Raw genomic sequence first — 14,540 nt, 5'->3', positions numbered from 1 at the left:
CACCGCCATTTTGACAGCCAAAAACGAATAATTCAAGACAATAAGACAGGATATATGGGAATTGCAAATATGTTTGGAAACCTATTTGGGTCGGGGGACAACACGGAAGGGGAATCCCGGGGAGGGTTTCCCTGGAACAACCTGGAAGACCCGGAAGGGGAGGCCCTTTTTAACGCTGTTGCGGAAGGCGGGCTGCAGGTGGTGTTCAAGCATTCCAATTCCTGCGGGATCAGCCGGATCATGCTCGGGCGCTTCCAGGGCCTGTGGCCGGCTGGGGCGGCAGAGTTTTTCCTGATCGACGTAAAGCGGAACCGGCCCCTTTCGGATTTGGTGGCAGGACGGTTCGGTTGCACCCACCAATCCCCCCAGGTGCTGGTTATCCGCGACGGGGAACTGGTGGCTCACGCTTCCCACGGTGCTATCGAGAGCCTGGACCCTGAGGAATTCCCGGTTGGCTGAAAGCCCGTATCCGTTTAATCCTGAATGTACGGCAATAAAAAACCCCGGCCTGAGACCGGGGCTTCAAATAATGGGTATTGCCTGGCAATTCCATACCAGGGAAACGCAATCCCTAGCGATTGAATTTCTGTCGTTGGAGGATGTTTTTCAACCGGGCCTTTAAATCCTCCCCTGCATCGTAAACCATCTGCTCATCCGAAGGGAACGGCACGGCGGCGAGGTCCAGCAGGGCTACCAAATCGTTGTCCAATGCCCGCCTGTCCCCGTCGTAATTGGCGTAGACATGTTCAAATACAAACTGGCTGGCCAGGGGATAGGAATTGAGTGACTGGCGGGTGTGCAGGTCGATAAAATTCACATTCCCGTTTACGTGGGCAGTTTTCTGCTGCGTGAACTGGTAAAAGTTGCATCGCACGGAACGGAAGCGGTCTACTTCAATCTTATTGCCCAGGCTGTCCTTGACCACATTGCCTTCCTCGTCCAGGAGGAATTGTTTGCCGTCCGGGATCTGGCGTTCCTGGATAAATTGCTTTTCGTTGACGCGCTCCGGGGAAATAACGATATCCCGGAAGGCAACCTGCATTTCGTAGTCGTATTCCACCTCATCCACGGGGTTGGTGTGGTAGGTGGTCCAGAGGTCGTCCAGGCCGTAGGTGTTGAAATTCAGCAATTCCTCCTCCAGGCGGGCCGGCACGATTTGCTGGGTATCGTTGATCATCGTAACCTTGACATAGTCCAGTCCTTTGATCCGGGCCTGTTCCATCAGGTCACGCGTATCCCCGTACCCCGGGTTGATCTCCTCCAGGTACCTGAAATCGTCATAGGCCTGCCGGTAGTCGTACTTGGTCTGCGCCCCGGCCAGCAGCTGGGAGGCATTCGTATACAAGTATTCCGAAAGGTCGTCTTTGGTGGCCAGGATTTCCCGGTCGTAATTTTCAAATCGAAACCTCGCATCCCGGTTCTCCTCAAAGATGGGGAGGGGTAAGAGCGGCCGGATCCGGTTCTGGACCTCCTTCAGGTGGTTGTATTTCTCATAAATCGTTTCCAGGTTGGCCGGATTCCCGTCCTGTTTCAGGAAGGCAATCTCCTGCAATTCCCGCTCGGTATACTTTGCATAAGCTTCTTCCAGCAACAGCACATAGGCCTGGTTGCCCTTTTTGGTCTTGTTGTCCGCCAGGTTGTCGATGGCCCGGTGGATGGCTTGCTGGTAATTTCCGGTGTTCACGGCTTCCTGGGTTTTCCTGACGCCGCCACAGGCAGCGGCCAGAACCAGGACGAGTCCGCAGAGTAGTGCTTTTTTCATGATGGTCTGTTTAGGGGTTTGGCAAATGGTTTTCAAGGTTTGTGCCAAAATCAACCCTAAATAGAACGAAAATCGATGAAACTTCGTATAAATGGGATCAAAAGACTGTGCTGCAGTTAATTGGATGCCGGGGCAGGCAAGAGTTTTGTGCGAACTTCCCCGAAGCCGATACGCAGGCCTTCCGATTTGCAATGTCCGCGCATTACCACGGTGTCCCCATCCTCAAGGAATACCCGCGTGGCTCCGCCCGGGAGGGATAACGGCTTGCTGCCGGCCCACGAAAGCTCCAGCATGGATCCGTAGGAATCCGGGGTGGGGCCTGAAATTGTGCCGCTTCCCATCATATCCCCGCTGTTCACCTTGCAGCCGTTCACGGTATGGTGGGCGAGTTGCTGGGCCATCGTCCAGTACATGTATTTAAAATTGGATTTGCAAATGGTGGCCGGCGCGCCGCCTTCCGGGATCAGGTCTACTTCCAGGGAAATGTCAAAACTGTTTTTCCCCGTCTGGCGCAGGTAGGGGAGGGGTTCGGGATCCTGGGCCGGGCTCTCGGTGCGGAACGGCTCCAGGGCATCCAGGGTAACGATCCAGGGGGATATGGACGAGGCAAAATTCTTTGCGAGGAAGGGGCCGAGCGGGACGTATTCCCATTTCTGGATGTCCCGGGCGCTCCAGTCGTTAAAAAGGACCAGGCCAAAGATATAGTCCTCTGCTTCCGCCACGGGGATAGGCTCGCCCATCTTGTTGGCATCCGTGGTGATAAATGCCATTTCCAGCTCAAAATCCACCCGTTTGGAAGGTCCGAATACGGGTTGTGTCGAATCCTTGGGCAGGGTTTGTCCATTGGGGCGTCGCACGGGCGTCCCGCTGGGTACGATTGTGGAACTCCTGCCGTGGTACCCCACCGGGATGTGCAGCCAGTTCGGCAACAGGGCATTATCCGGATCCCGGAACATGCTGCCCACATTTGTGGCGTGTTCCTTGCTCGAATAGAAATCCGTGTAATCGCCAATCTGCACGGGCAATTGCATCTCAATTTCATCCATGTCGAACAACACGGTTTTGCGATGCGCTTCGTGTTCTTGCAGCTCCGGGTTATTTTTATCAAATACCTCGGCAATCCGGTTCCGCACCAGGCGCCAGGTTTTTTTGCCGTCCGAAATAAAATCATTCAGGCTATCCTGCAGGAAAATATCGTCCGTCAGGGGAATATCCCGGAAATACCCGAGCTGGTGCATGGCACCCAGGTCGATGGCCGTATCCCCGATCCGGGTTCCAATCGTGATCACATCGTCCCGGGTCAGAAAAACCCCGAAGGGGATGTTCTGGATGGGAAAATCGGAATCTTCAGGTACGTTGAGCCAGGACTGTCGGCTCGGGTCATTGGCTTTAATGGACATAGGATATTGTTAATTTTTTATTTGATAAGTTCCTGATCAAATATATCATTTTATCTGGTTTAACTGCTGTCCTTTCGTACTTTTACCGAGCGGAATCAAACCTGCCAGCCATGGCCGTATCGCCTGTAATTACGGGGGGTAGCGCAGAACGGAAAAAGCCGGCTCAATCGTTAACCAAAACTGCTGAAATGCAACGAGACCAAGAAATATTCGACCTGATCCAGGCCGAGAAGCAACGACAAATCAACGGGTTGGAACTCATCGCCTCCGAGAATTTTGCCAGCTCACAGGTGATGGAGGCGGCCGGGTCGGTCCTTACTAATAAATACGCTGAAGGTTACCCGGGGAAACGCTATTACGGCGGATGCGAGGTGGTGGACCAGGTAGAGCAACTCGCCATCGACCGTGCCAAAGAACTCTTTGGGGCGGTTTATGCGAATGTTCAACCCCATTCGGGGTCCCAGGCGAATGCCGCGGTTTACCAGGCCTGTTTGAAACCCGGGGATACAATCCTCGGCTTCGACCTTTCCCATGGGGGCCACCTTACCCACGGCTCGCCGGTGAATTTTTCCGGAAAACTTTACCGACCGGTATTTTACGGGGTGGACAGGGAGACGGGCCGCCTGGATTACGACAAGATCCTCGAGGTCGCCGAGAAGGAGAAGCCGCGCATGATCATTGCGGGCGCCTCGGCCTACTCCCGGGATATGGACTTTGCGAAATTCCGCGAGATAGCAGACCAGGTAGGGGCATTCCTGCTGGCGGATATTGCGCATCCTGCGGGCCTGATTGCCAAAGGCCTGCTGAGCGACCCCATCCCGCATTGCCATTTTGTGACCACCACCACCCATAAAACACTCCGCGGCCCGCGGGGCGGGATGATCCTGATGGGTGAAGATTTCGAAAACCCGTTTGACATCCGGTTCAAAAGCGGGAAACTGCGCTCCATGTCCTCGCTGATCGACCTGGCGGTATTCCCGGGGAACCAGGGCGGGCCGCTGGAGCATATAATCGCCGCCAAGGCCGTAGCTTACGGCGAGGCCCTTTCGGACGGCTTCCTCCACTATGCCATCCAGGTGCAAAAGAATGCAGATGCCATGGCCAAAGCTTTCGTCTCCCGCGACTACCACCTGATCTCCGGGGGTACGGATAACCACATGATGCTCATCGACCTGCGGAATAAAGGAATTACCGGGAAGGATGCGGAGAACCTGCTGGTGACCGCGGATATCACAGCCAACAAAAACATGGTGCCTTTTGACGACCAGTCGCCTTTTGTTACCTCGGGGATCCGTTTCGGAACCGCCGCCATCACCACCCGCGGCCTGGTAGAATCGGACATGGAGGCCGTTGTATCGTTCATCGACCGGGTGTTGTCCGATCCGGAATCCACTGAAACGGCTCAAGCCGTCAAAAAGGAAGTCAATGAGATGATGGGAAGCCGGCCACTTTTTGCCGGGTAGCCAGCTCTATTCTGGTCCCTCATAGGGTGCGCGCAGATTATCCCGGATTGCAGAAATGCTATTCCGAATCGCTGTAAAACAGGTCTTCCGCCAGGATTTGACGTTGTCTCAGGCTGTAGATCCTGGCATCTACCGAATCTTCATAATACACCGCCCAATAATTGTAGAACGCATCGGCAGAGTGGTGTGAGGGGGGTTGGGATGCAAAGGAAACCGATTCCTTTACGGGGATGTAAATCTCATAGGGAATCGCTTGCAGCCCCTTGGTATAGTGAACATAGTGCTCTCCAAGCGCCTCAAAAAGCCTGATGATTTCCCCGGCGATACTTCCGGGGCCCGTACTCCGCACCACGATCAGGACATCTTCCAGTTCCAGGTTGACTTCTTCGATATCCACCGGTTGGGTGTTCCGGTTTTGCAGATTTTCCAACTGCACCTTCAGATGGTCGTTTTCCGCACTGCAGCATTCGGGGTTTCCGCAATGGCCCCAATTGCCTTTTCGGAAATGGTAGAGAACATCCAGCAAGCTCAGGCGGCAGCGAAGGTTCAGGATCAGTTGATTTTCTCCGGTTTTCCCCGATACGAGTTTTACTTCGGATTCTGCAAAAAATATGCGCTCAAGGGATCTTAAGAAATCATCCAACCCGGGCAGGGAGGGGTTGGAATCCATTTTTAGGGATAAATCATAAGGAAAATTCGTCTGCATCTCGCCGTCAATAAAATCCAAGCAGTGTCCTGTGACAAAAGTACGTGGATGACGGCAGAATGGATTATGTAAAAACCATAATATATCGATGGTTTTTATATAAGTCGTTGAAATGCAAGGGGGTTTGACACCCCGTAAAACAGGGCATCAGATAAAGCCCCGATCCCGCGCCTCGGAAATCAGCGCCTGGTCGTTTTGTTTTTCAATGCCAAAAAGCGCTTTGATATGGCGTTTTCGGTTTTCAATGGTAGGGAGGGAGAGGGAGATATGGTTGACCATATCTTTAGTCTTGGTCCCGATTGAGAGGTGGTAGAGGATTTTTTTGTCGTTTTCGTCCAGGTTGATGCGGTTGGCCATTTTCTTGCGGATGGCGGCCAGGGCTTTTTGGGTGTAGTAGGGCGGGTTGGACGTAACGGTTTTCACCATGGCCTGGAGGGAGGCTTCGTCGATTTCGGATTTCACCATGTACCCTTCCGGGTCTACCGATTGCATGATACTGTTGATCCGGTAGTTGTCGCTAAAGGAGGACATGAAAACCACTTTGGACTCCGGGCTCACTTCCCGGGCCAGCACCCCGAGGTCTTCGCCGGTCTTTTCCTTGTGTTCGATGTTGCTGGAAAGCTGGATATCCAGCAGGATGATGTGGTAGGGGAGCCGGTTGACGGACTGCCGGATTTTTTCCGAGGCCTCTTCAAAAGTTTTGGAGGTATCCACATGCACTTTAAATCCTTCAAATTCGCTGTCCTCCAGGATGAATTTATATCCCAGGGTGGTCATTTCGTGGTCGTCTACAGCCAGAATGCGGATGATATTCATGGTTTCGATTTCAAATTCTTGCGCCTTACTTTTTTATAGCGTTCCCTTATAGCATTCCCTCAAGGACTTCATTCGACGGGCTTTGCAGCGACCTTCCCCGGGGGATGGTGATTCGTATTTCCGTTCCGGACCCCGGCGAGGAGGCAATCTCCCACTGCCCGCCGAGACGTTGCACCCGGGAGGCGATATTCTTTTGGCCAATCCCGCGTTTGCCCCGCCTTTTGTGGAACCCCCGGCCGTCGTCGCAAATACGCGCCACGAGCGTGTTTTCCGAAGCTTGTAGTTCCACAACTACCTTATTGGCCCGGGCGTGTTTGATCGTATTCTGCAGGCATTCCTGGATAATCCGGTACAAGTTGATCTTGATTTCGCCGGACACCCCGTCCCAGTCCGCTTCCCGGTCGAAGTCGAGCTGGTGTTCCAGACCGGCCGTCCCGGCCGTGCTTTCCAACAGGTCCTCGATGGAGACGATAAAGTTAGAGAATTTCTGGTAGGCGGCATCGCTGAGCGCATGGGATATACCGCGAATCTCCTCCTGGACGCTTTTGAGCTTTTCGATTGCCTGGGCCCTCAGGCTGACGGATTTTTCATCCTCTTTTCCATTCAGCCCGAGAAGGACCATCCGGATGCCGTTCATCTCGCCCAGTACGCCATCGTGCAGCTCCTCGGAAATCCGTTTTTGTTCTTCCTGCTTACCCTCCTCGATTTTTTCGTTCTGGGTCAGCATCAGGTTGAATATTTCCTGGTTGGCCTCTTGCTGTTGCTGGAGAAAACGCAACTTCTGGTTGCGGATCCGCTGATTAATAATCACCAACAGGGCCATACCCAGCAGCACGATCCCGGCCGTTACCCAGATCCACATCATGCGTTGCCGGCTGAGGAACTGATTTTCTGCAATATACTGGTCTGTCTGGTAGCGGACCCGGGCAAACTTATCCCGGAGCAACCGCTCTTCCTGGATCAGGCTGTCCTTGAGTTCGCTGAGTTCCAGCCCGTATTGGGCGCTGTTTTCCCGGTCTACCAGCATCTGCAACTTGAGAATGTCCTGAAGCCCGTCCAGTTCTTCGGTTTCGAGCGCTATCCGCTTGCCTTCCTGCAGGTGTTCCCGCGCACGTGCAGTATCCCGTTGATCCCAATAATATTCGGCGAGGAAATAGTTGCTTCTGGGGAGGTTTCTCGTTTCGCCTAACTCCTCTCTAATTTGAAGTGCCTCAAGATAATTGGATTCCACGTCTTCGAGATTTCCCAATGAAAAGTTTGCACGTGCTCGATTTAGTAACACTATTGCGTATAGGTGGGGATTATCACTTCTTAATTGTAGGTTTTTCACTAATTTTTCCAAGGTGCGGAGTGCCTCCTCGTAGGATCCAGCTTCAATCTGGGTATTGCTCAGATTATTGAGAAGGCCATAATACGCTCTTCCAGATTGTTCGTCAGAATCAAAGTATTCCAGCGCTGTTTTCCGATATTCAATTGCACGATCATATGCATTCAAAGCGGTCGCAATGGATCCTAATAGATTGTATGCAGAGATGATTCTGCGATTTTTCTCCGGGCTGGAAGAATTTTCAAAAAGTTCAAGGGCCAACACAGCTGTTTGTTCTGCCTGTAGGTAGTCACTCGCGGCAAATTGCGCAGCGGCCAGAGTATAAGCTCCTCTTCCTGCTTCATAGGTAGCACCTAAATCTGTAAATATCCTGAATGCTTCATTAGCTTTTAGAAAGGTACTATCCGGAGAGTTGGTATTCCAATAAAATTGGCTCAATTCTAAATTGAAAGTTCCAAGAGCCATTGAATCCCTTGTTGCCTCAGCCACCAATAATGCCCTGTCAATAAGCTGCCTTTTTAGAGTTTTGTGCTCCCGGTCATCGATTTTATCGAATAAAGACAAGTATAGTTCGCGAAATAAGGTGTCCCGACCTTTAGTTTCAAGCTCAGCCAAAAGTTGATATGAAGTCTCCTTTAATTCTTGCTTGGATAACTCATTCGAATTTAATCCTACTATCTCTTGTGAAATTAAATGGTATTCCGGAGAAGTGGTCTCGGCCTGATCTTTAAATTTCCCACAAGATAGAACTATGAAAAGTTCAAATAGTAGAAAAATACATATGTAACGGTTGAAGGTCACGGACTAATTTCGCTTTAGGTAAAATTAAAAAAAGAGCCTTGCAAACAGCAAGGCTCTTGAATTATTGTAGTTATTCGATTAGTTATCCCCACCATCAATATCGATATCATTGCATGTGGTGCATTCTGCATCCGGGTCGATATCAATGTCATTGCATGTGGTGCATTCTGCATCTGGGTCGATATCTATATCATTGCAAGTTGTACAATCTGCATCTGGGTCGATATCTATATCATTACAGGTAGTACATTCCGCGTCATAAAGCCCGTCGACATCGGCCAGGGTGGAATCGGATTCGCAGGCGGTTAATCCGAAGAATAAAACCAAAACGGCGGCAAAACTCATTGCTTTTTTCATAATCAATAGTGTTAGAAGGTTGTTATGGATCAATTTCATCTGAAAATTAGCCGAAGCTAGAAAGTCATGGTACTTTTTATGACTGCATTTAGCAATCAGCAGGGTTTTGTGAGAATTTGACAGGAATCTGTGAGAATCCGGCTAATTATTACCGGAGAGGGATTTCAGCGAGAGCGCTTGCTTGAGTGCGTCCACATTTTGACGATACCCACGGGAAAATGGCAATTCTGCCTTGGCGAATTTCAGCGTGCAGCGGTTTTTGCCGTAGTTGATCCGGGAGATGTAGTCCTGGTTCAGGATATAACTTTGGTGTACCCGGACAAAATTGGCAGGCAATTGCTGCTCAAAACTCTTCAGGGTTTTGAACGCGCTGATTTTGGTGCCGTCCTTGAGGATAAAGTCCGTGGCGTTGTTGTCCGCCTTCAGGTAGAGGATCTCGTTGGTATCCAGGAATTGATAGTCTTTGTACGATTGCAGGCAAATAACCGGGGATTCGGCGGGGGCCGGGAGTCGTTTGCCCAGTTTCAGCAGGGTTTTGCGGATGTCGAATTCGCTGAAAGGAAGCATCCAATAGTCAAAAAACTGGTGTTTCAGGGCTTCGTAGGCAAAGTCTTTGGTTTGTGCCAACCCGATGCAGACAGGCGGGGTGTCCAGGTACTGGTAGAGGTCCCGCACCATTGAAAAACACTCCGTGGCGCATTCCTGCAGGTTGATGAACAGCACATCCGGGTTGTATTTCAGAATGCTGTCAAGGGCCTTGCGGGGCTCCGTATCGTGGGCCACGCATTGCAACCCCTCGTATTCCTCCAAAAAGTGCTGAAGCTGAAGGAAAGTGGCTGCGTTTGGGTCAACAATGCTGTAATTGAATTCCAAGGCCTGATAATATTTGGTTAAATTAGTGATTACAAGGTGTTTAGGCCTATGTAAAAACCATAGAAAAACTATGGTTTACCTCGCAAATTGTGATGATCGGCACGAAAAAGTAGGGAATACTTGCTGTTAAAAACAAGAAAAAGCAACAGATACTATAAGAAAAAACTGTAATATGTTATGTAAATCACTGTTAATGAGTAGTTAGCGCCCCAATAATGCCGCAATCATCCCTGAAGGCATCCGAACGGGCGTCAACCGGGATTTTTCGAGCAGGCACCACTCCGTTTTACAGGTGGCGACAGGATCCAGGGAGTCCCTCATTCGGATTTCCACCACGCGTTTGGAGATGGCGCCGCGGGCCTCCTCCACAAATGTTTCAAGGGCTAGCTCTTCCCCAAGGAGGGCAGAGCGGTGGTATTGGATCTGGTGGCTTTTAACCACCCAGATATAATCGGCATCCCATTCCGGCCGGGTAAGTTGTGCCCAGTGGTCTCCCGCGAGTTCCTGTACCCACTCCAGATACCGGATGTTATTCACGTGGTCCAGGTTGTCCAGGTCTTCCGGGGCTACCCTGCGGTATGTGCGGTAGCGATTCAAGGGTCTCGCTTCACAATGCGCACTTCGAAGAGCTTGTCCCAGCGTTTGCCGGTTACAAAGAATGTCTGCCTCCCGCCGTGGTAGGCCACTCCGTTGAACACATCCAATTGGTCGTGCTGGGTTACCTTGTTTTCCAGCCCCCCGAAATTGACCACACCTTCAATCGCCCCGCTGGCGGCATCGATGATCATCATGCTCGGGCGCTGCCAGACATTGGCATAGATCTTCCCATTTACATATTCGAGTTCGTTCGCCTTGTTGAAGACAGACTTGTCTGTGACCGTTTCGATATACCCGACCTCCTCCAGGGTCCGGGGATCGAGTTTCCATATCCGTTGGCTGCCGTCGCTTTTAAAAAGGTATTCCCCGTTGTTGCAGAGCCCCCAGCCTTCCCGGCTTTCCCCATAGGCAAAATTCCCGAGTTTTTCCAGGGTATCCGGATTGTAGAGAAACCCGGTTTTTGCCTGCCAGGTCAGCATATAGAGCGTATCGCCCAGGATGGTCAGGCCCTCCCCGAAATACGTATCCGGCAAGTCGGTGCGCGCCAGGATTTCCCCGGTTCGGAAATCCACTTTGCGCAGGCTGGAGGCCCCTTTCTGGCCCGTGCTTTCATACAGCGTGTCCCCGCGGAATTCAAGCCCCTGAGTAAACGCATCCCGGTCGTGTGGATAGGTATTGACGATTTCGTATGTGTAGATTTCCGGGGCGTTCCCCGCGAGGAGCGTAATTTCTTTTTCCAGGGTAAAATCCCCGTCGGCGGTATAAACGCGGGCTTCCAGTTTTTTCTCGCCGAGCCGGGTATCGCCCAGGCGAACCTGTCCGCCTTCCGGGTTGAGCCGAACCCCATCCAGGGAATAAACCACGGAGTCAACGGCTGTCCCGGAGGTATTCTTCAACCCGATCGCTACGGTCTCCCCATGGGTAAATTTCCTGCCCCCCTTCCCGAGTTCAACAGCAAAGCCCCGGGCCGGGTTCTCGCCGTCGCAGGCGAGGAAAAGCGTTAGCAGCAGGCCGGTCAGGCCCATTTTCAAATTCGTCATAATCATTGTTTGGTCATTGTCAGCAGGTTGTAAATCCACGCGCTGGCCAAGCCGTGAACGGGTACTAAATTACGGATGCATTTCCATTGTCCCAAACGCAAAACATCGTATATTTGCGCGCGGCAAGTCCTACACGACCAGCTCCTGCAGAATCCCCCAGGGCGGGAACGCAGCAAGGGTATGCGGTCGTAGCGGTGCGATGTAGGTAGCTTGCCGTTTTTTTATGCCCTGTTCCCAGGGGTCGCGACCCCCCTTTTCCGGAAGGTGTCGAATATTTATTCGTATTTTGAGCGCATGCAACATCGCCCCGTCGTACTGATTACCGGAGCCTCTTCGGGAATTGGAAAATCCACGGCCCACTACCTGGCAGACCGGGGGTACCGGGTCTATGGAACCACCCGGAAATCCCCGAATAACACCGGGGGGGAGGCAGTGACGCTCCTTCAACTCGATGTCCGGGACGAAGACTCCGTGAGGTCGGCAGTCCGGGAACTCCTCGGCCTGGAAGGACGGATCGACATATTGATCAACAATGCAGGGGTTGGCATTACGGGCCCGCTGGAAGAAACGCCCCACCAGGCGTGCCTGGATGCCCTGGAAACCAATTTTCACGGCCCGTTGCGCGTCATCCGCCATGTGCTGCCCGTGATGCGGCAACAGCAGTCTGGCTTTATTGTAAACATCACCTCAATTGCCGGGTTTATGGGGTTGCCCTATCGGGGCATATACAGCGCCGGCAAGTCGGCCCTCGGGATCGCAACGGAAGCCTACCGCATGGAGGTTCGGGGTTTCGGCATTAAAATGTGCACCCTGGCCCCGGGGGATTACGCCACAAACATCGCCTCGGGCCGCTTTCACAGCCCGCTGCTCGAAGATTCGCCCTACCGGCAATCGTACGGCAACAGCCTGAAACTGATGGACGACCACGTGGATGCCGGGAACGACCCGGAGGAGGTTGGCCGGAAAGTCTACCGTATCCTGCAGAAAAAGCATCCCAGGGTTCATTATACCGTGGGTAGCCCCATGCAGCGGCTGTCGCTGACCCTCAAACGGATGCTGCCCGATAAAATATTTGAACGACTTCTGCTGAAACATTATAAATTGTAGTTTTGACCGGAGCAGCCGCCTCGTTATTTTTGTTGTTCGCAAGCGGGGCTGCTTAAAACATTAAACGACATACACTATGAAATTTTTTATCGATACTGCCAACCTGGATCAGATTCGCGAAGCCCAGGCATTGGGCGTCCTGGATGGGGTAACCACAAACCCTTCGCTCATGGCGAAGGAGGGGATTACCGGGAAGGACAATATTTTCAAGCACTATATCGATATCTGCAAGATTGTGGACGGGGGAGATGTATCCGCCGAGGTGATCGCCACCACCTTTGACGAGATCGTAAAGGAAGGGGAGGAGCTCGCCGACCTCCACGAGCAGATTGTGGTCAAGGTGCCGATGATCCGGGACGGGGTAAAAGCCCTGAAATACTTCGCGGACAAGGGCATCCGAACCAATTGCACGCTCGTCTTTTCGGCCGGGCAGGCCTTGCTTGCCGCCAAGGCCGGGGCCAATTATGTATCCCCGTTTATCGGTCGTCTGGATGACATATCCACCGACGGGCTGCATCTGATCGCCGAGATTCGGGAGATTTACGACAATTACGGGTTTGATACCGAGATTCTGGCCGCCTCTATCCGGCATACAATGCACGTGATAGAATGTGCCAAACTGGGTTCCGATGTAATGACCGGGCCGCTTTCTGCTATTGAAGGCCTTTTGAAGCACCCGCTCACCGATATCGGGCTGGAGAAGTTCCTGGCGGATTACCGCAAGGGAAATTCATAAATACAGATAGACCAGCCGGTAGTTCGTTAGGTGGCCCGATCCCAGAAATCAGGATCCCAGGGCTGCCCTGAGTGGTTATTATTCGGGATTTGACTGCGTTCGGAAAGAAGTATTCAGGTTCGCAAAGCCGTCCACGATCAACCCGTCTTTGGCAATGACGCTTTTATACGGGTTAAAGACCACCAGGGTGTGGGCAAATTCCTTGAAGTTATCTGCCAGGAACTGATCTTCCGGCGTCAGGCTGTAGGTAGCTACCAGATTCTTCCACTGGGCCTCCTCGGTTTGCATGCAAATACCGACAAACCGGTAATCCGGGTGGTGCTCTTCCAATTGGCGTACCCTTCGGCTGATATTCCTGAGGTGCCGCTGTTCGGGCCCTGACCAAAAGTAAAAAACCGTCTGTTGCCCGGCTGCCGGAATATCCCGCAACCAGTACTTTTCGCCATCCGCACCCAACACCTGCAAACGCGGCAGGGGATGGTTCGGACGCAGGTTGTGGATTCCTTCGCTCAGCCGGTTGATCTCGTCCAGGTGCCGGTTGTTCCCGGAGCGCTTGTGAAATTCCTCCAGAAACGCCTGGAAATTTTCCTCCGTATCGTGCTTGAGCAGGTATTCAATGGCCACCCCGCGAAACAGGTTGTCGCGCAAAGTCTCCTGGTGAACCAGGCTGTCGATTAATTCGAGCTGGTGTCGGTTGAAGTGCAATTTCCCCGTGAGTTTGCCTGTCCCTTCATCCACTTCACATGCCTTTTTGCAGCCCATATACGCCAGGTTGCCTATATGGAATTTCATAAAATCGTAATAGGGTTTCAGGTAGGTGAGCCTGGGGTCGCTGTAGGACACCTCATTGCGGTATGCATAGAAATCTTCTGGCAGGTTATGAAGCGTTTTGTCGTCGGTGGCTCGCCGGTGCCAGAACGGATAACTCTCTTTGTAAAACCAGTTTTTATAGACAATGCTGGCCCGGGCCATATGGTAAGCGTCTTCGGAAAAGCCCTCCTCGGACCGCAATTCGTTGAGTTGAGCGAGCTTCCTCTCGCTGAGCGAATCGATTTTATTGCTGAAAGCATCCGGTTCCAGGTGGATGAAATCTTCGCGAATGAGTTGTTCCTCCTTTTCCGCATCCAGGAATACTTCGAGCTGAAAATTATTGATGACTTCTCCGCTGCCTGAGAAAACCAGGGATTCGTCAAAGGCCACCGTGTTGAGCCGAAGCTGCAGGCTGTCGCCCCGTTCCAGGTATACGTATTGCATTTCCGGCTTGTGAAAAAAGTGATATAGGCCGTTGTCCAGGGAATCCAATCGGATTTCAAAACGGTTGTCGGCATCGAGAAGCGCAGAATCGATGGGAATTTCCCCTTTAAAGAGCACTACCTGCTCCGAGGTCGGGTTGACGATCTCGCCCCCCAGATAGGTTGTTGAGGATTGCGATTCCTCAGCCCCACAACTACACAACAGTACGAAAAGTATAACACCAAAGTACTTGTTTACCATACAATCTTGTCTGCAAAATATCCGATCAAAATTACTGAAACCCTTTTGCGCCCCCTGTTAA

The 14,540-nt window shown here is 52.1% G+C and carries 14 protein-coding genes and 1 other RNA gene; 5 read left to right on the top strand and 10 right to left on the bottom strand.

Going from position 1 to position 14,540, the window contains the following annotated elements; all coding sequences use genetic code 11:
* Window positions 1-69 precede the first annotated feature (69 nt).
* Entirely contained in the window at window positions 70-459 is a 390-nt protein-coding gene (ytxJ, locus tag RB2501_RS12170) for a bacillithiol system redox-active protein YtxJ (protein ID WP_187289169.1), read from the top strand.
* A gap of 112 nt (window positions 460-571) precedes the next feature.
* On the opposite strand, the gene RB2501_RS12165 is transcribed toward ytxJ, so the two are convergent.
* Both RB2501_RS12165 and fahA read right to left on the bottom strand, forming a co-directional pair.
* A complete protein-coding gene (locus RB2501_RS12165; protein ID WP_015755139.1) occupies window positions 572-1,762 on the bottom strand; it encodes a hypothetical protein in 1,191 nt (396 codons plus the stop codon).
* Window positions 1,763-1,878: 116 nt separating this feature from the next.
* On the bottom strand, window positions 1,879-3,162 hold the full coding sequence (gene fahA, locus RB2501_RS12160) for a fumarylacetoacetase (protein WP_015755138.1): 1,284 nt from the start codon (window positions 3,160-3,162) through the stop codon (window positions 1,879-1,881).
* Between the two features lie 188 nt (window positions 3,163-3,350).
* On the opposite strand from fahA, the gene glyA reads away from it, so the two are divergent.
* Window positions 3,351-4,625, top strand: coding sequence for a serine hydroxymethyltransferase (glyA, locus tag RB2501_RS12155; RefSeq protein ID WP_041327830.1), 1,275 nt, complete (start codon window positions 3,351-3,353; stop codon window positions 4,623-4,625).
* A 58-nt stretch (window positions 4,626-4,683) separates the two neighbouring features.
* Here glyA and RB2501_RS12150 read toward each other — a convergent pair whose 3' ends face one another.
* The 7 genes from RB2501_RS12150 to RB2501_RS12120 all read right to left on the bottom strand — a co-directional run bounded on the left by RB2501_RS12150 (window position 4,684) and on the right by RB2501_RS12120 (window position 11,142).
* The gene (locus tag RB2501_RS12150; protein ID WP_148214368.1) at window positions 4,684-5,295 is read right to left on the bottom strand and encodes a hypothetical protein; all 612 of its coding nucleotides are present in this window, start codon (window positions 5,293-5,295) and stop codon (window positions 4,684-4,686) included.
* Window positions 5,296-5,478: 183 nt separating this feature from the next.
* Window positions 5,479-6,147 (bottom strand): response regulator, encoded by a 669-nt coding sequence (locus tag RB2501_RS12145; protein WP_015755135.1) that lies wholly within the window; start codon window positions 6,145-6,147, stop codon window positions 5,479-5,481.
* A gap of 46 nt (window positions 6,148-6,193) precedes the next feature.
* Window positions 6,194-7,378, bottom strand: a complete 1,185-nt coding sequence (locus RB2501_RS16290) for a sensor histidine kinase (RefSeq protein ID WP_187289168.1) — start codon at window positions 7,376-7,378, stop codon at window positions 6,194-6,196.
* Between the two features lie 975 nt (window positions 7,379-8,353).
* Window positions 8,354-8,632, bottom strand: coding sequence for a hypothetical protein (locus RB2501_RS12135; RefSeq protein WP_148214367.1), 279 nt, complete (start codon window positions 8,630-8,632; stop codon window positions 8,354-8,356).
* Window positions 8,633-8,773: 141 nt separating this feature from the next.
* Window positions 8,774-9,505: a LytR/AlgR family response regulator transcription factor gene (locus RB2501_RS12130; RefSeq protein ID WP_015755132.1), complete on the bottom strand. Its 732-nt coding sequence runs from the start codon at window positions 9,503-9,505 to the stop codon at window positions 8,774-8,776.
* 201 nt (window positions 9,506-9,706) lie between these two features.
* Window positions 9,707-10,102: an acyl-CoA thioesterase gene (locus RB2501_RS12125; RefSeq protein ID WP_015755131.1), complete on the bottom strand. Its 396-nt coding sequence runs from the start codon at window positions 10,100-10,102 to the stop codon at window positions 9,707-9,709.
* Complete coding sequence (locus RB2501_RS12120) at window positions 10,099-11,142, bottom strand: glutaminyl-peptide cyclotransferase (protein WP_041327828.1); 1,044 nt, start codon at window positions 11,140-11,142, stop codon at window positions 10,099-10,101. The genes RB2501_RS12125 and RB2501_RS12120 overlap by 4 nt, the downstream gene beginning before the upstream one ends.
* 120 nt (window positions 11,143-11,262) lie before the next feature.
* On the opposite strand from RB2501_RS12120, the gene ffs reads away from it, so the two are divergent.
* The 3 genes from ffs (at window position 11,263) to fsa (ending at window position 12,985) form a co-directional block, all read left to right on the top strand.
* Window positions 11,263-11,361: signal recognition particle sRNA small type (gene ffs / locus RB2501_RS16045), an RNA gene on the top strand.
* Window positions 11,362-11,436: 75 nt separating this feature from the next.
* Window positions 11,437-12,249, top strand: coding sequence for an SDR family oxidoreductase (locus RB2501_RS12115; RefSeq protein WP_015755129.1), 813 nt, complete (start codon window positions 11,437-11,439; stop codon window positions 12,247-12,249).
* Between the two features lie 76 nt (window positions 12,250-12,325).
* The gene (fsa, locus tag RB2501_RS12110) at window positions 12,326-12,985 is read left to right on the top strand and encodes a fructose-6-phosphate aldolase (RefSeq protein ID WP_015755128.1); all 660 of its coding nucleotides are present in this window, start codon (window positions 12,326-12,328) and stop codon (window positions 12,983-12,985) included.
* A gap of 78 nt (window positions 12,986-13,063) precedes the next feature.
* Here the strand turns inward: fsa and RB2501_RS12105 are convergent, their stop codons facing one another.
* The gene (locus tag RB2501_RS12105; RefSeq protein ID WP_238528071.1) at window positions 13,064-14,440 is read right to left on the bottom strand and encodes a transaldolase; all 1,377 of its coding nucleotides are present in this window, start codon (window positions 14,438-14,440) and stop codon (window positions 13,064-13,066) included.
* Between the last annotated feature and the right edge of the window lie 100 nt (window positions 14,441-14,540).

Source organism: Robiginitalea biformata HTCC2501 (genome assembly GCF_000024125.1).
In the GTDB taxonomy this organism is placed as follows: domain Bacteria; phylum Bacteroidota; class Bacteroidia; order Flavobacteriales; family Flavobacteriaceae; genus Robiginitalea; species Robiginitalea biformata.
Note: the sequence above shows the minus strand (reverse complement) of the source record. Positions and strands in the feature narration are given on the sequence as shown.